The organism is Micromonospora sp. NPDC048170 (assembly GCF_040652795.1).
Taxonomy (GTDB): domain Bacteria; phylum Actinomycetota; class Actinomycetes; order Mycobacteriales; family Micromonosporaceae; genus Micromonospora.
Map to the genome: position 1 here is coordinate 37,833 of NZ_JBEZMR010000002.1, position 17,181 is coordinate 55,013.

Genomic DNA, 17,181 nt, shown 5'->3' on the forward strand with positions numbered 1-17,181 from the left:
GGGTTTCCGCGCCGTTGCGGCGCGGAAACCCCTGAGCGTCCTTCCCAAAGGAGCTGATTCATGCCGACGGTCATCGACACTGTCATTCGCAGTGACAACGGACTGTTCCTGGTTCGAGACGTCAGCGCCGACAGCTTCGAGGCCCGAAAGGCGGCCTTCAAGGCAGCCCGCATCCCCGGCACCCGCCGAGGACATCTCTGCGCCGCCGCCGGTGGCATCCTCCTAGTGCGTGGCGCCCACCAAATGACCTGGCCCCGGGTCCGCATCGAGATCCTCGACACCGCACCCACTGACGATCGACCATGGCACTGGGAGCCCCGCGCCACGATGGAACTCGCCACCGGCCGGCTCATGGTGGAATCTGATCCGAGCTTTCCGCTCGATCTGCCGGTAATCGACCTCCCCGGCGGGCCGGACCGCTACGCAGTCGCACTCGGGCACACCGGCCGGACCGAGGTACAGCAGGAGTCCGTACGGGTGAGCGCGGCAAACCAATCCAATTCCTCCGACGACTCCCTCGCCGGCTGGCGCAGCCTCGACGGCATCGAGCAGTACCTGATTCGACTCTGGCCCGACCGCCTTAACGATTAGTTACAAACCCGCCCCCATCTGCACGACGCACTGAGCGCTCGCCAGGCTACGTGGGATCCGCATGGAACGATCAACTTTCCTCTCACCAGTTCATCAACTGCTGACTGTAAGCTAAATGGCACTGCTCATCCAGGCAGTACTTAGCCCTCCGAATCCGCCCATTTCGCGATGCTACGAACAGACTCGCGCTTAGCGGGGTATGGACGTTTGCGGGGCGAACCCCATGGCCTGCGACCGAGCAGTCCAACCCATGCTGGAGTAAGTGAAGTGCCCACTGGGCGGGTGAGACTCCCGGCCACGCCTGCACATCGCGAGAACCCCCGCTCTCACCCGAGCAGCATGGGTAGGCGGCAGCTAAATCTGGGGAGTCGGCGCTACGCGGCACTGGGGTGGGGCGAGGGTATGATGTGCCGACCCTGATAGGTGCTCCAGGGTTGGGAGTGACGAGATTTTCTCGCACGGCGCGGCCAGGCGTCGCGAAACACTGGTAACGCTCGGGTGCGTCACTTTTCAGGGGCGCACCCGAGCGGCGTGGAGATTCAGAGGATGAGGCGAAGCAGCAATGCGGCTAAGACATTCAACGGTTATCCTTTCACTCTTGGCATTTTTCCCCCTCGCAGGGTGTGCTCTGGATCAGTCGTACCGTAGCAACGACGGTGAGAATGGCGGAGAACCGCCTATCCGACAGATGCTGAGCGTGGATGATTTGCGGACGTTCAGTCTTCCCCTCGATCCGTATCGACTTTCGGACCTAAATCTGGTCAACAGTTCGAAGGCCAAGAAGGGCCTTGTTGAGCAGTGCATGAGCCGATTCGGCTTCCAGTATAGGGTTCCTCAGGAGCCCCAGCCCGTGGTCGTAGGCTACGAGCGGCGATATGGGATGGCTGATAGAAAGTCGGCCAGCGAACGCGGCTATCATGTCCCCCCCGAAGCTGAGTTGGAGCACCCCGAGTTGGCGCCAGCGGCGCTTGCTGTTCTCCTTGGGAATGGGCAGAGCGTCCACGGCGGGCAGGAGGTGCCGGAGGGCGGGTGCACTCAAGAGGCTGAAAAACGGATTTCCGTCGGTGCTCCGCAGATTCCCAATGAGCGGCTGGGAATTGACCTCTCCATGGAGAGCTACGATAAGACCCTTAGCGACAGCCGGGTGCAGAAGGCATTCGCTGACTGGAGCGCGTGCATGAAGCGGGACGGCCGCAACTATACAGATCCGTTCAAGGCGGTCAACGATCCGCAGTTCACCACGCCCACCGCGACGCCGCAGGAGATTCTGGTAGCCACGGCTGACGTCCGCTGCAAACATGAAACTAACCTGATTAATGTGATGGCCTCGGTGGAGACTGCATACCAGCAGCAGGCGCTCGAAAAGCACGCTGAAGCTCTCTCCGTTATCAAGCAGAACTTCACCGAGCGCGAAAAGAATGCCGCCGCCATCCTGGCCACGGATTCCTGAGGAGATTGTAGTGCTGTTGGGCAATCGACGCCGTATCCTCGTGGGCGTCGTTGTCGCTTCGGTGTTGTGCGCTGCAGTCGGCATGAGCGCCTCGGTCTGGGTAAAATCACCGCAGCAAGTTGCAGCCGAGGCGGTGCCGCCACCGAAGACGGAACTTACCGTGCCAGTAGAACGGCGAGTGCTGCGCCAGACCGTGATCCTTCGCGGTGATGTGGCAGCCGCACAATCACTGGAGGTTAGCCCCGCGCCCAAGGCTGGAAGTCTGGCCGTCGTGACTGGAGTTAAATCCAAGGCAGGTGACGAAATCGACTCCGGCGAGCTCCTGTTGGAGGTCAGCGGCCGTCCACTGTTCGTCCTGCGCGGCACCAAGCCGGCCTACCGTGATCTGCGGCCGGGATACGAAGGCCCTGATGTCCGACAATTGCAAGCCGCCCTCAAGGTCCTCGGCTTCGGCCCCAAGGAGACGGACGGATACTTCGGTGAAGGAACTAAGCGGGCCGTAGAAAGGTTCTACGACTCCATCGGTTACCCGGTTATCCCAACCGGACCGGAGGACACCCAGCAACTGGGTGCCGCTTGGCGTCACGTCGTCACTGCGCAGCGCGCTGTCCAAGACGCGGCTGACAGGGTCACCCGGGAGCGTGCCGCGGAAGATCTTCAGACCGCCAAGGACGACTATAAGGCGCTGCTCGATCGCACCGGCCCAACCGTACCTGTCTCGGAGTACGTCTTCCTGCCTAGCTTTCCGTCCCGGGTCGAGTCGCTGAACGCCGTCGTTGGAGGAGAAGTTAAAGGCCCGCTCATCAAGCTTTCCAGCGGGCGACTCCTGGTTAAAGCACAACTTAACCCCGCAAACTACGGCACCGTTAAGCCGGGAATGGCTGTGGAAATCGTGTCGGAGGCGCTGGGCATCACGGCTAAAGGCAAGGTGAAGTCGCTCGGCGACCTAGAGATTAACAACAAGAACGGAATATCCGCACACCCGATGGTGATCGTTCCAAACGAACCGCTCAGCGGCAAGCTTGCGGGCCAAGACGTGAGACTCACGGTGTCCGCTGCGGCCACCCCCGGACCGGTCCTCGTAGTTCCGGTCTCCGCAATTTTCGCAAGAACGGACGGCACTTCGAAAGTTATCCGCGTGGAAGGGGAGGGCCGCAAAGAGGAATTGACAGTAAGTCCGGGAATGATGGGTGACGGCTATGTGGAGATAAAGGGTTCGTTGGCCGCAGGGGATCTTGTCATAGTCGGAGCGTTGCCACAGTGATAAGGCTGGAGCGAGCCGCTTTGACCTACCCAGGCCCGCCACCCGTTCCGGCCCTGCGGCCCACCAATCTCACCGTACATCGCGGCGAGTACGTAAGCATTGTGGGCCCGTCCGGTTCTGGCAAGTCCACCCTGCTCAATATCCTCGGCCTTCTAGACCGCCCTACTGAGGGCAAGTTCCTTCTAGACGGGGTTGACACCGGGGCACTTGGTGACCGCGAACGGACCGCTTTGCGAGGGCTTCGCATAGGTTTCGTGTTCCAGGCGTTCCACTTGCTTGCTCGGCGTACCGCAGTGGAGAACGTGGCTCTGGCTCAGCTATACCGGGCAACGCCGGCTCAGCAGAGGCGCCACGACGCGCGCGAGGCGCTCGAACGGGTGGGACTGGCCCACCGACTGAACACCGAACCGGCCCGGCTGTCCGGTGGTGAGCGCCAACGCGTGGCAATCGCGCGGGCTCTCGCCGCGCAGCCCGCCCTATTGCTCTGCGACGAGCCGACGGGCAACCTCGACAGCGCCAACGCCGCTACGGTTCTGCAGTTGCTCGACGATTTGTGGCATGCCGGCATGACGGTTCTGGTCATCACCCACGATCCGACCGTGGCGGACCAGGCGCCACGGCGAATCATCATCCGGGACGGCGTGGTTACCGGATGAGATCCAGGATTCGATTCTCGGACCTGCTCAGCGAGTCGCTTTCGGGAGTTCTTCAGCGCCCCGGCCGGGCGGTACTCACGGCACTCGGTACGCTTCTGGGTGTTGGGGCTTTCGTCGCCGTGCTCGGGCTAACGGCCAGCGCGACCGGCCAAATCAGTAAACGTTTCACTGCCTTAGCCGCTACCGAGATCACCGTCGAGACGGTCACGGAGGGCGGTGGGGCACGGTCGGTTCAGTCTTCCGCCTTTCCCAGCGATGCCGTTTCCCGTGTGTTACGAATCGATGGAACTGTGCACGCTGGGGTCTTCTGGACGCTGCCGAATTCCCGTACCGGCGGTGCCACTGGCTTGTCTTTACCTGGTCAGGCGCAAAGCCAGCAGCAGGTGGTCGCTGCAGACCCGGGCATGTTATTGGCGGCGAATTGCCGGATCGCCGCAGGCAGATTGTTCGACGACTTCCACGATCGCAATGAACAGCGGGTCGTCGTTCTCGGACGGGCGGTCGCCGGCCGGCTGGGGATCACCAACCTGAGCTACCAGCCCGCCATATTAATAGGCGATCAACCGTTTACGGTAATGGGAATTGTCGATAATGTTGATCGCCGCCCTGAGTTGCTTCTATCGGTAATTGTTCCACGCCGGACAGCTGAAGCGCTTTGGCCAGCGTTACCCAATGAGCCCACTTCGCAGCAAATGCTGATCGAGACCAGACTCGGGGCCGCCCAGATGGTCGCTGAGCAGCTACCTGTAGCTTTCGACCCGGCTGGGCAGAGCCAGTTCAAGATAATTCCACCCCCGGACCCGCGTGAACTACGGGACGGTGTCAACTCAGACCTCAGCTCCCTGTTTCTCGTGCTGGCCATGGTCTGTCTCGCCATAGGAGCAGTCGGAATCGCCAACACGACGCTCGTCGCGGTGCTGGAACGGGTCTCCGAAATCGGACTGCGGCGCGCGCTCGGCGCTCGGCCGAGGCATATCGCCGCGCAATTCCTGGCCGAAAGCGCCACCCTCGGCGCCTTGGGTGGTCTGGTAGGGACGAGCATCGGCGTGGTGATCGTTGTAGCGGTATCCGTAGTGCGCCACTGGACACCCCTCCTAGAACCGTGGACCGTGGTTTCAGCCCCTCTAATTGGCACTGCCGTTGGTTTGCTCGCCGGGGTCTACCCCGCCGTGCGGGCATCAAGAATCGAACCAGTAGCAGCGCTACAACGATAGAAAGCCGTCGACCATTAATGGTTATCGGCGGTCGATAAAGTCGGTTGGCCGGAGGTTCGTGCGTCGGGTGGCGCAGGGCGAAGTCGGGTGTACGACCTCGACGAGATCGCCACACGCCTCCCGGCCACCGCCGACTACAACACCCTGACCACCCTGCTCGCTGCGGACCTGGCCCCAGAACGCATCATCACCGCCAACAATGCCGGTCGCCACCGTCGCTGGCGTAAACGAAGAGGCCACGCCGAGACGCCACGGGCAGCCGAGCCCGCCCCGTCGCTGCCCCCGGCGGGCACCACCTCCGCAGCGGACACACCCGGCAGTGGCCGGCACGAGCCGCATCCAAAGCCCGAGCGGGACCCCCGACCCGCTCCCGCCGACGATCAACACCTGCCTACCCAGAGCCAGGACGGTGTTCCGCCACAAGCCGTGCCGCCGCTAGATGAACCAGCCGCCGCACACCTGGTAGACGGCGAGGACGTCGCTGGCGATGACCGGGAGTCCGAAGTTCCTCGGGGAACCGCAGAAGCAGTGGCTTACTGGCTGCGCAAAGAACCGAACATGGACCCTGAACTACTTGCCGAGAGAATCGGCAGGTCGTTGCGTTCGGTCTACCGGCACCTGCCACCGGACTATCCCCGCAGACCGGGCATCGCGAGGAAACGGACCCAACGACCTTCGGCCCCCACATGGCGAATCGGTCAGAGCGAGTGATGCCACCAGAAGGCAACGACGGCCATGCAGCGATCTACGCAAGGATCGTCGGACCGCCCGGGTCACGTGTGGTGGGTCAACGTCCTGCCTTCGAGTGGTATTCGTCGACGATCTCCTGCGGGATCCGGCCTCGGTCGGAGATGTCCTTGCCGGCCTTCTTGGCCCATGCCCGGATCGCCTTGTTCTGCTCACGGTCGGCGGTCGCCCCGCCCCGGCCACGAGCCGCCCGGCCGCCCACGACCACACCTCCCCGGCCCACCTTCGCGCCGTGGCTGATGTATGGCGCAAACATGTCACGCAGTTTCTCGGCGTGCGCGTTGGACAGGTCGATCTCGTACTGAACGCCGTCGAGGGCGAACCTGACGGTCTCGTCAGCGTCACCGCCGTCCAGGTCATCGACCAGCTTGTGAATGATCTGCTTGGCCACGTCCGATATTCCTTTCGAGCAGGGTGTCTATGAACGCATGAACAATAACCCGAAAGGCACTTGCCATGTCAACAGTAGGAGACAGTGGCCAGGCAGCCTACTTCCGATTGGCCTGCGGGTGCAGGATTTCTCGATTCCACGGCAAGGACTGCGGCTGCAGCGTAAGCACACGAACACCTTGAGTGGCGCAACCGGTGAAAGGTGCGGTGATGGCTGGCCTCTCGCCGACCACACCCCGGCCACCCCCGCTAGGCCATAACGGCCGGCGAGGGTGTCCGTGAAGTGTGCACCGCCATGAGCTGGGTGCTCTACAGATGCACGCGAAAAATGGAGTGAGTGGCTGCGAAACGCCGCGTGGAGAGCAAGACGGGCGGACCGCCGCGAGGCCCGAGAGCGAGTGTCGGCCGTCGACCGCGCCCGCCGAAGGGTCTCGGTGCGGACCATGACATGCAGCGCATAGTTAGGCTGCCGTCAACGGCATGCGGGGAACATCAAAATCCGCGCTATCGGGGGAACTTCACCTACAACGCCACTCCCGTCTCAGGAGTCGGTCAACGTCGACTGCGACCGCCGGCCGTTCCTGGCCGACGGCAAGGTCAGCAGCGGTTCGCGTCGGATTCATCCGGCCTCGATTCCGGCGGCTCGGTCCAGGGCAACGCCTTCACCGAGTTACGAGACATCCTTTACGACCTCGTGCACGGTTGGGCGAGACATCGCCTGCGGCGAAGAACTGCTTTCACCGGCTGTGGGGTCTGGCTGGTAGGGCCTTGAGCGGCCGGGCGGTGTGCTCGGTGCGGTCGTTGTGCTGGTGGTCGGACAGCAGGCCGGCGATGGCGCGGATGGTGGCGTCGAAGTTCTCGCGTCGCCCGTGGTGACGGCCCAGGATCCGCCAGTTCTTGAGGTGTCCGATGACGTGCTCGACGCGGATGCGCTGCGAGGAGTGCCGCTTGCGGGCTGCGTCGTGCGCGGCGATGACGCTCGCAGGCAGCGTTGTCTGGCGTTTACGCGGCTTGGGCCTCGGGGTCATCACGGCTCCGCGGGTTTCGGTGCCCAGTCCTTGGTAGCCGGCGTCGGCGAGAACCTGGACCTGGAGCGGCGCATGCAGGAGGAGGTCGACGAGCCCGGCGGTCCGGGCCTGGGTGAGGTCGTGCATCGAGCCCGGACGGGTCTCGCCGCAGAACAACAGCCGGCCGACCGGGTCGCAGATCACGAGAGCTTTCATCGTGTTCAGCCGGGCCTTTCCAGGCAGCTGGGCTGCGCCCCAGACCAGGACCATCGGGTGGCCGGTCGCGAGCGGCGCGGACCGCGAACGCATCACGCACGTCGAGAAGGATCCAGTCGACGGCGTCGGTGGATGGTGCGGCCGGCGGGTACCGGCACGGCGGGCGAACATCCGGTTGGCGAGGGCGAAGGTGGCGCGCAGCCCGTGGTAATGCCAGGACTGCCCGTCGGGCCAGTCGAGCCGCAGCCGCCTGCGGCGGATGAGGTCGGTCATGGCGTCGGTGCCCAGGGCGCGCAGGATGGCCAGGCCGGTCAGATCGTCCAGGACGGGCGCCGCAGCTCCTCGCGCTGGGACACCCAGCCGAACGTCGTCGTCATCCGCCGCTGTTCAAGTTCCCGCGGTGCCTCCTGGGCGGCGAGGATCGCCTGCTCGACGCCGGTCGGCGCGTCAACGGCCGGGTCGTGTGCGGTGCCCTCCAGGTGTACGACGAACCCGCGCTGCTCGTAGGCGTCGACGGTCGCGAGGATCTGCTCGAAATAGCGGCGCTCACCGAAGTGGGCGGTCGACACCACGACGACCTACCGGCCGGGGCCCGTGTGGGTGAACGTGGTGACGGGCGTCTGAACGACGACCGGACGTATCCGGTCGACCTTTTGGATCCTGAGGGGCTGCATGTGTTCTTCCTTGCGGTGAGGCTTCCGGGGTCGTGCAGGCATGGGTGCTTCACAGCGGATCTGCTCAGGTGGTGCAGGAGGTCGCACCGCGGCGGGTCCGCCTCGACTGGCGTGGTGCCGCGAGTGCGCGGTCAGGTCGAGGCGGTGGTGGCTGCCGTGTTGGCGGTAGGGGCAGGCGGTCTCGTGGCCGGTGGTGGGGCGACAGGGCGCGCGGGCGGCGAGGTTGTGGAGTCCGCCGGCCGGGCGGGTGGTGGGGATGGCGTCTCGCCGTGTTGGTGTGGGCTGCGACTCATCGGGTGCATGGTCGCGCTGTCGATGACTCGCACGACCGCGTGGTCGGTTTCGTAGCCGATCTGGGCGAGGAGGTGTTGCCCTGCCGGAAGGGTGACAGTCCACGACGGTAGGTCGATGCGGTCGATCCGGCTGCGCAGGTAGGCCAATAGTGCCCTGCCCCGGCCGGCCCTCTGGTGTGTGGGGCGCACGGCGAGGCACGCGAGGTGGTAGTGGGCGTGGGTCGGCTGCCTGCTGGCAATGATGTCGTCCAGGGCGATAAAACGCTCGGCGTGCGGGCCGGCGGCGATGGCGAGGCGAGCGGTGTATTTGACCGGTGGCGGAAGGGGCCGGAACCGGTGGAAGCAGACCGCGGCGGCGGCGAGGTCGGTGGTGACGTAGACGTCGCCGAAGAACATGGCGTGCTCGACCCAGATGCTGGCGACATCGGTCAGGACACGTCCACGCTGCTCCTCGTCGGATACCAGCCAGGCGGCGAGAGGGGTGGGTTGTAGTGCCTCGGCGATCACCGCGGCGACAACGTCCTTCTCCACCCACCGGGCGGCCCGGATGTGATGCGTCACCTCGTACTCCTTGCTGCTTTTGGTTTCGGTGGTGGGGTGGCCGGCGGCAGGGGACGGGGAACCCTGCCGTCGGCCACGCAGGACCGGCCACCGCCCTACCCCCAAGGGCTCGGCGGCCGGTCGGCTTGTCACCGCGCGTATGTCACGACGGCGGCGATGGTGGTGCCGTGAAGGTGTCGGTACCAGCACGGCCGCGCTCCAGCAGGAGGATGTGGGAGAACAGCCCTGGCCGGCGCCCGCCATCAAGCCATTCCTGCGCGGCGAGCAGTTCGCCGGTGGCCGGGTCGATCACCAACGTCGAGGTTGATCCATCGGCGACGACTCGGAAGACCAGTCCGGGTCGGCCAGCGAGGTCACTCGTCGCGCCCCGGAACGTGATACCGGGAACCGTCGCCAAGGCGCGCAGGGCCGTGGCCCGCTGCCGCTGGTCGAGGTACTGGCTGGCGGCTAGTCCGACGACGCCGCCGGCCAGCAGCCTCGGGTAGGCAGGCTCGTCGACCAGCTCGGGCGGCGCCAGCAGGTTGGCCAGCTCGCCCGGGTCGACCGGGACCGCACCGGCAAGGTAGGGATGCAGCTGACCGGCCCGGTATCGGGTCGAGGTCTGCGCGGCCCGGCTGAATTGGTGGCGTTCCTCGGGCGTGGGCTGGTGGTCCACGCCACGCAGGTCCGGTGCCCGGCGGCTGATCTCCCGGCCCGAGCCGTCCGTATCGTGCCGCCAGCGTCGTAGGTCGGTGCGGACGATCGTGTTGGTCGCGCGTGCCCACGTCTGGAGATGCAGGTACTCGTACGGCAGCCCGGCGGTGGTGTCAGCGGGCGTGGCGCTGATGGTGCTGGCGAGCAGCTCCAAGCGCTGCCGCGTGGTGAGCCCGGCGGCGGTTGCTGTCGTAGCGGGCGAGGCGGACGGCTGTTCTGCCGCCAGCGGGGTCACGTTTGGTCCTGCAGTGGGTGTGCCGTCGTTCTGGCACGCGGTGAGCAGAGCGAGTACGAGGCTGCCGCCGAGTAGTGCGCCAAGGAGGCGGCGTGCCGGTAGGGCCAGGTGAGTCATGGTTCACGCGTCCTCAGGTGCGCTCGCGGGCGTGGATGACCCGGCGTTCGTAGGAGCCCAGGAGTACCCGGGGGTCGGCCATGAGGCTGGCGAATCGGTCCGCGTCCGCGTGCGTGATGTCGGTCAGGCTGGGACGCAGGTGGGTGACGACTTCGGCGAGCAGCCCGCATCCGGGGCCGCCTCCGGTCCAGGTCTCGGTGCCCGAATGGCTGCAGTGCTGCACCATGCCGTGGTGTAGGAGCAGGGTTTCGGGTGCGGCGGTCCAGGTTCCGCTGTACGAGCCGGTGACGGCGCGGTGGACCTGGTGCATGACGGTGGAGATCAGGGTGCCCGACTCGTCGTCGGGGGCCTGGTAGACCCGGGGTGGGGTGGGTGTGATGTCGGCGAGGACGAGCCAGCCACCCGAACGCAGCCGGGTGATCATCTGCTCCACCACGTCCGCCGGGTCGCGCACGGCGCCGTGGGGCCAGCGGGCGACGATGTGGTCGTAGCTGTCGGCCTGGCCGGGCAGGAGGTCCCGGTTCGGGTCGCGCTGCTGGACGTCGATGACGTTGGTGCCGGTGAGGTGGCTGGTGTCGGTGTCGACGGCGGTGACGGACCCGTAGCGGCCGACGAGCTGCGCCAGGCGGGCGGTGATCTCGCCGGCACCGGCACCGATCTCCAGCACCCGCTGGTCGGTTCTGATGTCGAGTCGGTCCAGGACGTTGTGGATGCTCGGGTTAAGCAGTTGGTGTATCGGCCCAGGGTGGGCCGGCAGCGTGGCTGTCATGGCGTTCCTTCGGGTGTCGGCGTGGTTGGTGATGCCGGCGGCATCACCCCACACGTCGCGCATGGTTGAGGGGTGCGTGCGTTAGGCAGCGGTGGTGGCTGCCGCCGGAAGAGGCACGTTGGCGACTAACCAGGCGGCGGCGTCGATGACCTTGCGTTGGTGGTCGAGCAGCGGTTGGTCGAGCCATCCGGCGACGATGTCTGCCAGGGGGTCGAGAATCCCGGTGCGGATGCCGGAGAGGGTTTCCAGGGCAGCGAGCCCGCAGAACGGTACGTAGGACGCGGCGTAGCCGCCCTCGTGTGCCATGGCGAGCCGGCCGCCACACAGCCGGTCGGCGGCGTCCATGAGGGTGGCGGTGAGTGTGGCGTAGGTGCTGGCGCCGAGCATCTGTCGTCCCAGGGGGTCGAGGACGTTGGCGTCGTAGCCGCTGGCGACGAGGATCATGTCGGGGCTGTAGCGGTTGAGGGCGGGGATGACGACCTCGTCCATCGCGTACTGGTAGCCGGCTGAGCCCGTTCCGGGTGGTAGTGGCACGTTGATCGCGCATCCCGCGCCGTCGCCTTCCCCGTTCTCCGCCAGCAGCCCGGAGTTCGGTGGGAAGCAGTTGTCCTGGTGCAGGGAGATGGTGAGCACGCTCGGGTCGTTGTAGAAGATCGCCTGGGTGCCGTTGCCGTGGTGGACGTCCCAGTCCACGACCGCGATCCGTTCGACACCGAGTTCCGCCTGCGCGTGCCGGATGGCGATGGCGAGGTTGTTGAACAGGCAGAAACCCATGCCGGTGTCGGCGGTGGCGTGGTGGCCCGGTGGACGGATCAGCGCGTATCCGTTGGTGATCTCGCCTCGGGCGACGGCGGTGACCAGCTCGATCATGCCGCCGGCGGCGAGCAGGGCGATGTCGTAGCTGCCCTGGCCGACTGGTGAGTAGCCGTCGCCGGCGTCGCCGCCGCGCGGGTGCGCGCTGCTGCTCTTGATGTGCTCGACGTGCCCGAGAGTGTGTACCCGCAGGATTTCCTCGTCGGTGGCCGGGCGGGGGCGGATCTGCGCGAGATTGTCGAGCAGACCCGAGACGTGGACCAGTTCGTGGATGCGGCGTTTGGTGTCCGGGCTCTCGAAGTGGGCTAGGGGCTGGATTCCCGCCGGGGGGTTGGCTGGTGCCAGCCCGGCTGCGGTGCCGGTGTCGTGCCAGAAGAAGAGGGGGTGGTACACGTAGCCTGTGCGGGGCATGCGGCGAGCCCTCCCTTGAGCGGTAGGCGGTGAAGGTGGCGTCAGCGGACGGCGTCGGCGGTAGCGACCGAGTTCTGGTGTTGGCCACTGGTGGGTTCGGCGGCGCTGCGGGGACGGGGTATCGCGGCAGGTGGGCTCCAGCGGACCGCTGCGGCGATGTCAGCGACGAAGGCGTCGATTTGCGCTCTGCTGATGCCGGGCATGCAGATGGTGTGACTCCAGTCGCCGTCAGTGGCTAGCAGCCATTTCTGGCGTACCAGCTCCGGTGGTGTGCGCAGGACGACAGTGAAGGCGTGTGGATGCCGCCAGGCAGGCCAGCCGACCGCGGTGAGCTTGTCGACGGCGTCGGCGGCGAGTTGGCGGGCGGCGGTGGCCCGCCAGCGGTGGCCCTCGCGTCCGTGGCTGGCGATGGCGTACCACAGCATCGCGGCGGCCTGTCCGCAGCGGGAGCCGGCCACGGTGGTGTCGAGTGTGCCGGTGTAGGCGATGTGTGTGCCGTGCCGGCGGATGCTGTCGCGCATCAGAACCACCCCGCAGGGCGTCGGCGTGCCGAAGAACTTGTGTCCGCTGATGGCGACGCTGTCGACGCCGCTGGCGTCGTCGAGGCGCAGCGCACCGTCGAGGGCGAGCGGGATCCCGGCCAGCGCCGCGTCGACGTGCACATGGCGGCGGTCGATACCGATGTCGCTGAGCACGGCGTGGATGCGGCTGGTGTTGTCGATGGCCTCGGTCATCGTGGTGCCGGCGGTCGCCACGACGATCGCCGGCCGCTGCCGATTGCGTCGGGCGCGCGAGGCGAGGTGCGGGTAGCTCATCTCGCCGGTGTCCGTGGCGTCGACAACGACGCTACGGACACCGACAATCTCGATGATCTTGCGGATGGAGTAGTGGGCGGCGGCCGAGTAGTAGACCACGCCCGTCGGGTAGCGGACGTGGGCTGCGTGCAGCGCGGCGAGGTTGCCCTCGGTGCCCCCTGCCGTGACGTAGCCCCACCGGTTGTCGGCGGGCAGCGCCACCGCGTCGGCGCACCACGCGATGACGGCCCGTTCGAGGGCCTTCGTGTGCGCGGCCCCGCCCGGCTCGGTGGCCGGATCACCGATGTTGTTCCACAGGCGCCCGTGCAGCGGCGCCACCGCCCGGTAGTCGATGTCGACGGCACCGGGGAAGCCGATGCTCATGGCCTGCCCCTGCGCGGCTTGGTCGGCCAGCGTCTGGATCACCGCGGCGACGTCGATCGGTGACTGGCCCAGATCGGCTGCGGCCTCCAGGTCGACACGCGGGCCGCTCACCCGGGCCGCCCCGGAAGAAGCTGGTGGGGCCGCCCGGGAACCAGGTAGTCCGCCAGGACCCGGTGCAGATTGCCGAGGTGGCCCCACGCCGGCAGGATGGTGCCGTCACCGGTCTGGACGAGGTTCGCGTGCGGGTTGTGAAGGTACGACGGCCGGTCCGGGTCCAGGGTCTTGGTGCACTTGATGCCGTCGCTGCCCAGCGGCCGGTTGATGTCGCGCTCGACGTAGAGGGCGGTGCCGTCGGCGAGCAGCGCGATGCACTGCCCCTTGGCGTCAAAGATCGACAGCGATCGTCCGCCAGTCACGGGCTGGTTGCGGATCGCCTGCGCCACCGTCTGCCACGTCCCCTGACTGGAGTTGAGCGTGGACACCCCGACGCCGACGAAGGTCGCCAAGGGCGACATGTTCATGTCTCCGCCATTGACCATCGAGTCCTCGGGCCCACACGGATCCCATCGCTGTCCCCGCCTGATAGCGCGGGCGATGTTGTCCTGGGCAACTCGCGTCAGCTCCCCGAGCAGCTGCTCCAGGTTGGCGGCCTCGGGCCCGGCCAGCCACAGCCTCGTAGCCACCCACAGGCGGTAGCCGTGCGGCTGGCTGGCATCTGGGGCGGCGTAGAGCAGCACCACGCCATGCGGTCCGATCGCGTTGCGCCTGCCGAGACGGTCGAACGCCTCATGGCAGTGAGTGGTGTTGATGTTCTGGAGTCGCTGCGCGACCTGCCTACGCAGGTCGGCCCAGGCTCGATCCTCCGCCGATGGTCCCTCGTCATCAGCCCAATGAGGTGAGGCCGACGACGGCTTCTCGACGACTACCGGCCGCTGTTCGGCAGTCGGGTCGGCTCGCCACGGATACGGCTCGCCGTCGGTGACCGGCTCGCGAGTTGACTGGGGAGGTAGGGACTCGTGCGGGTGAGGGCCCCGCTGCGCGGGGGGTGCAGGCGGAGAAGCCTCGTAGCTGGGCTGGGCGCCGCCGTACGTCGCCGAATACCCGACCGGACGGGCCGGCGCGGGCACAGGCTGCGGCCACCGCGGCTCAGGGGCGCTGTGATGCCGGCCCGGCGTCTCGGCTGCTGAGGATGCTCGCATGTCGTCCACCGCCTTAGAAAGTGACGCCGACGTCATCGGGAATCGCGTGCGTGTCGGGCCGGCCCAAACCGATGCCCAGGTAAATCTCCAAGCGTGCGCGCCGCAGGAACCGCGCCCACAGCCCTCCACCGACCGCTGCGACCACGATGATCAGAGGCAGGACGTACGGCTTCAGCGATCCGGGCGCGGCGCCGAGCAGAGTGCCGACGTTGACCACCATCGCGGTGAGGACCACCAGGCCCAGCGCCAGGCCGAAGGCCGGCGCGATCAGAGACGACCACACCCCGGCACGGCTCCCGCGTAGTCGGGCCAGCGACATCATCGCCGCGAGGGAAGCGGCAAGCAGCAGACACAGCAGCCCCAGCGCGCCGAGCGTCGACAACCAGGTGAACATGCCAGCGACCGGATCAGCGCCCGCGACAACGAACCCTGCCAACACCACGGCGGCGGTGACGGTCTGGAACAGCGACCCACCCACCGGGGCGCTGATGCGGGTGCCGCTGCCCGCGCGGGCCAGCGCCACCGGCAGAACCCCCTCCCGGGCCATCGCAAAGACGTAACGCGCCACCACGGAGTGGAAAGCCAGCAGCGACGTGATGATCGCGCAGATCAGCATCGCCTCGGCCAGCACCGTCACGACGCTGCCAAGACGCTGCTCGAACAGCGACCACGGCAGGGCGGCATTCGGGTCCGCAGCGACCTGCGCGACCTGGTCAGGACCGACCGCGACACCCATGGCCCACGCCGTCAGGGCATACACGCCCGTCAGGAAGAACACTCCACCGAATACCGCACGGGTCACCGCCCTGCCCGAGTGCGCCTCCTCAGCGAACGATCCGGGCACATCGACGCCCATCAGCGCCGCCAAACACAGGGCGACCGCACCACCGACACCACCGACCGCCAGCCCCGACACCGAGAACCCCTGCCAGGACACAGCACCGCCACTCGGGCTCGCCAACGCGCTCAACCCGAACGCCAGCACGATCACCAGCGAGCAGACAAGGACAGTCGCCAACAGCCGCGTCGACAGCGCGATCGCCCGGACACCCAGCACCGCCACGAGCACGACCGTGATACCCGACCACACCCACCAGGTGCCGCCCACCAGACCCGCGAGCGTCGCACCGAGCAGACCGTAGAGGCTGATCTGAATCGAGTTGTAGCCGACGAGCGCGACCAAACCACCGGCCACCCCCCAACCATTGCCCAGGCCCCGCGCGAGGATCGCGTAGTAGGCCGCAGCGTGCGGCACCTGCCGAGACATCGCGGTGTAGCCGACCGCCAGCAACGCGACCACGCCACCCACCAGCAGGAACACCAGCGGCAGACTCATCACCTGCGTCGTGGCGTAGGTCGCGACGATGCCCCCCGCGAGCACCACCATCGGCGCGGACGCCGCCGCCCCGAACACCGCCATCCCCCACTCACCCAGCGTCTTGCGCGCAAGGCCAACACGGACTTGGGTTCCCCTCATCGCTGCCCCTCCCCGACCAACTTGCCTGCGACGTTGGGGCACGATCCCTGCCAGCAACCGCCTAGGACGTGACGACGGACATCGGCCAGGTTGACCGGCACGACCACCCACGACGTCGGCCGCACCGAACCCGGCAGCCAGTACCCCGCGTCACGGCACGCCTGCCACCGCACCCGCTCCCGATCCGCGTCGAAACCGAACAGGTCATGACTGCCATCCGGCCACTCCCGCCGCACGACATACCCCCACGTCAACTCGTCCGACGTCGCGCCTGCGGCAACAACGGCGTCGCTGCCCTGCGGCCGGAAAAGCGACGTCAGCCGGCCCAACAGCATCGACCGCAGGCCGGGCGGAGCAGCAGGTCTGATCGAAATCACGATGGTCCTCCGAGGAATGAGATGAAACGCGCGATCCCCACCGCAGCTTCGGTACGAACTGTTAGCGGGCGGCCACGGCCGAAGCCGGCGTGCGCCACCCAGCGAGAGGTAATGCCGCCGGCATCACCGGCCAGGCGGCAGAGTCCGTGCCGACAGGACGCCGGTGCGCGCGAACCCGGCGCGGCAGCAGCGCATCGAGGCCCGTCGCGCCTGCTCGCGTCGCCGGCTGCCGCCACATCCGCCACAACGCCAGGCCCGCCAGTGGCAGCAGAACCGGACACCGCGGCGTGTAACCCAGCCGCGCGTAAAGGCCCGTGCGGTGCCGTTCAATTGTGGATTCGGTGTAGGCCGGCAACCCGACCTCGTCAAGCACCCGTTGATGGCTCATCAACAGCCGACTACCGAGCCCCCGGCCACGGTGCCGAGACCCCACCGCGAGATGCGCCAGGCAATGATGCGGCACGAACGGGTGCACCGACGCAGTGCTGACATGTAGCAGCTCAAACCGCTCGACGTAAGCACCGACCAAACGCCGCAGGTCGCTGTTGAGCAGCCGCGACAACTGCGGCATCGGCTTGATGCGGGGGTACCAGATCGCGACGGCAGCCACGTCGTCTGTCGTGTCGACGCTGCCGTACTCCAGACCATGCTCCACCGCAAACCGGCAGTAACGTTCGAGGACCGGTCGGCGCTCGGCCTTGTCGGGCACCAGCCAGGCACCGACCGATGCGTCCATGAGCGCTTCGGCAAGAAGCGCCGCAAGCCGGTCCGAGTCGCCGATGGTGGCGCGACGAACGCTCACGCCGCACTGAACGAGCTGCATAATCACTCCCATAGAGCGCCAATAGG

General features: G+C 66.8%; 18 protein-coding genes. 6 read left to right on the plus strand and 12 right to left on the minus strand.

Annotated elements, in window-relative coordinates:
* Window positions 1-60: 60 nt before the first annotated feature.
* The 6 genes from AB0D32_RS03670 (at window position 61) to AB0D32_RS03695 (ending at window position 5,886) form a co-directional block, all read left to right on the plus strand.
* Window positions 61-591: a hypothetical protein gene (locus AB0D32_RS03670; RefSeq protein WP_357084354.1), complete on the plus strand. Its 531-nt coding sequence runs from the start codon at window positions 61-63 to the stop codon at window positions 589-591.
* Between the two features lie 688 nt (window positions 592-1,279).
* Entirely contained in the window at window positions 1,280-2,041 is a 762-nt protein-coding gene (locus AB0D32_RS03675; RefSeq protein ID WP_357084357.1) for a hypothetical protein, read from the plus strand.
* Window positions 2,042-2,051: 10 nt separating this feature from the next.
* On the plus strand, window positions 2,052-3,305 hold the full coding sequence (locus tag AB0D32_RS03680; RefSeq protein ID WP_357084360.1) for a peptidoglycan-binding protein: 1,254 nt from the start codon (window positions 2,052-2,054) through the stop codon (window positions 3,303-3,305).
* Window positions 3,302-3,961: an ABC transporter ATP-binding protein gene (locus AB0D32_RS03685; protein WP_357084363.1), complete on the plus strand. Its 660-nt coding sequence runs from the start codon at window positions 3,302-3,304 to the stop codon at window positions 3,959-3,961. The genes AB0D32_RS03680 and AB0D32_RS03685 overlap by 4 nt, the downstream gene beginning before the upstream one ends.
* A complete protein-coding gene (locus tag AB0D32_RS03690; RefSeq protein WP_357084367.1) occupies window positions 3,958-5,175 on the plus strand; it encodes an ABC transporter permease in 1,218 nt (405 codons plus the stop codon). The genes AB0D32_RS03685 and AB0D32_RS03690 overlap by 4 nt, the downstream gene beginning before the upstream one ends.
* Before the next feature lie 87 nt (window positions 5,176-5,262).
* Complete coding sequence (locus AB0D32_RS03695) at window positions 5,263-5,886, plus strand: hypothetical protein (protein ID WP_357084370.1); 624 nt, start codon at window positions 5,263-5,265, stop codon at window positions 5,884-5,886.
* 76 nt (window positions 5,887-5,962) lie between these two features.
* On the opposite strand, the gene AB0D32_RS03700 is transcribed toward AB0D32_RS03695, so the two are convergent.
* The 12 genes from AB0D32_RS03700 to AB0D32_RS03755 all read right to left on the minus strand — a co-directional run bounded on the left by AB0D32_RS03700 (window position 5,963) and on the right by AB0D32_RS03755 (window position 17,155).
* Entirely contained in the window at window positions 5,963-6,313 is a 351-nt protein-coding gene (locus AB0D32_RS03700; RefSeq protein ID WP_357084373.1) for an Lsr2 family protein, read from the minus strand.
* Between the two features lie 736 nt (window positions 6,314-7,049).
* A complete protein-coding gene (locus AB0D32_RS03705) occupies window positions 7,050-7,808 on the minus strand; it encodes a transposase family protein (RefSeq protein WP_357084376.1) in 759 nt (252 codons plus the stop codon).
* A gap of 38 nt (window positions 7,809-7,846) precedes the next feature.
* A complete protein-coding gene (locus tag AB0D32_RS03710) occupies window positions 7,847-8,104 on the minus strand; it encodes a hypothetical protein (RefSeq protein ID WP_357084379.1) in 258 nt (85 codons plus the stop codon).
* 236 nt (window positions 8,105-8,340) lie between these two features.
* Window positions 8,341-9,063 carry a GNAT family N-acetyltransferase gene (locus tag AB0D32_RS03715; protein ID WP_357084382.1) on the minus strand — a complete coding sequence of 241 codons (723 nt, stop codon included), beginning with the start codon at window positions 9,061-9,063 and terminating at the stop codon, window positions 8,341-8,343.
* 142 nt (window positions 9,064-9,205) lie between these two features.
* Window positions 9,206-10,108 carry a hypothetical protein gene (locus AB0D32_RS03720; protein ID WP_357084385.1) on the minus strand — a complete coding sequence of 301 codons (903 nt, stop codon included), beginning with the start codon at window positions 10,106-10,108 and terminating at the stop codon, window positions 9,206-9,208.
* A 13-nt stretch (window positions 10,109-10,121) separates the two neighbouring features.
* Window positions 10,122-10,877 carry a class I SAM-dependent methyltransferase gene (locus tag AB0D32_RS03725; RefSeq protein WP_357084388.1) on the minus strand — a complete coding sequence of 252 codons (756 nt, stop codon included), beginning with the start codon at window positions 10,875-10,877 and terminating at the stop codon, window positions 10,122-10,124.
* An 81-nt stretch (window positions 10,878-10,958) separates the two neighbouring features.
* Window positions 10,959-12,101 (minus strand): class II histone deacetylase, encoded by a 1,143-nt coding sequence (locus AB0D32_RS03730; protein WP_357084391.1) that lies wholly within the window; start codon window positions 12,099-12,101, stop codon window positions 10,959-10,961.
* Between the two features lie 41 nt (window positions 12,102-12,142).
* Complete coding sequence (locus AB0D32_RS03735) at window positions 12,143-13,390, minus strand: histidine decarboxylase (RefSeq protein ID WP_357084394.1); 1,248 nt, start codon at window positions 13,388-13,390, stop codon at window positions 12,143-12,145.
* The gene (locus tag AB0D32_RS03740) at window positions 13,387-14,019 is read right to left on the minus strand and encodes a hypothetical protein (protein ID WP_357084397.1); all 633 of its coding nucleotides are present in this window, start codon (window positions 14,017-14,019) and stop codon (window positions 13,387-13,389) included. Before AB0D32_RS03740 ends, AB0D32_RS03735 begins: the two co-directional genes overlap by 4 nt.
* A gap of 472 nt (window positions 14,020-14,491) precedes the next feature.
* A complete protein-coding gene (locus AB0D32_RS03745) occupies window positions 14,492-15,955 on the minus strand; it encodes an APC family permease (protein ID WP_357084400.1) in 1,464 nt (487 codons plus the stop codon).
* Window positions 15,952-16,332 carry a hypothetical protein gene (locus tag AB0D32_RS03750; RefSeq protein WP_357084403.1) on the minus strand — a complete coding sequence of 127 codons (381 nt, stop codon included), beginning with the start codon at window positions 16,330-16,332 and terminating at the stop codon, window positions 15,952-15,954. The genes AB0D32_RS03745 and AB0D32_RS03750 overlap by 4 nt, the downstream gene beginning before the upstream one ends.
* 61 nt (window positions 16,333-16,393) lie before the next feature.
* Window positions 16,394-17,155, minus strand: coding sequence for a GNAT family N-acetyltransferase (locus tag AB0D32_RS03755; protein WP_357084406.1), 762 nt, complete (start codon window positions 17,153-17,155; stop codon window positions 16,394-16,396).
* Window positions 17,156-17,181: the final 26 nt, after the last annotated feature.

Bases quoted from the DNA above. Each gene is read 5' to 3' on its own strand.
- AB0D32_RS03725 (WP_357084388.1), bottom strand. From the start codon at position 10,877: ATGACAGCCACGCTGCCGGCCCACCCTGGGCCGATACACCAACTGCTT.
- AB0D32_RS03670 (WP_357084354.1), top strand. From the start codon at position 61: ATGCCGACGGTCATCGACACTGTCATTCGCAGTGACAACGGACTGTTC.
- AB0D32_RS03675 (WP_357084357.1), top strand. From the start codon at position 1,280: ATGCTGAGCGTGGATGATTTGCGGACGTTCAGTCTTCCCCTCGATCCG.
- AB0D32_RS03705 (WP_357084376.1), bottom strand. From the start codon at position 7,808: ATGACCGACCTCATCCGCCGCAGGCGGCTGCGGCTCGACTGGCCCGAC.
- AB0D32_RS03755 (WP_357084406.1), bottom strand. From the start codon at position 17,155: ATGCAGCTCGTTCAGTGCGGCGTGAGCGTTCGTCGCGCCACCATCGGC.
- AB0D32_RS03745 (WP_357084400.1), bottom strand. From the start codon at position 15,955: ATGAGGGGAACCCAAGTCCGTGTTGGCCTTGCGCGCAAGACGCTGGGT.
- AB0D32_RS03730 (WP_357084391.1), bottom strand. From the start codon at position 12,101: ATGCCCCGCACAGGCTACGTGTACCACCCCCTCTTCTTCTGGCACGAC.
- AB0D32_RS03720 (WP_357084385.1), bottom strand. From the start codon at position 10,108: ATGACTCACCTGGCCCTACCGGCACGCCGCCTCCTTGGCGCACTACTC.
- AB0D32_RS03690 (WP_357084367.1), top strand. From the start codon at position 3,958: ATGAGATCCAGGATTCGATTCTCGGACCTGCTCAGCGAGTCGCTTTCG.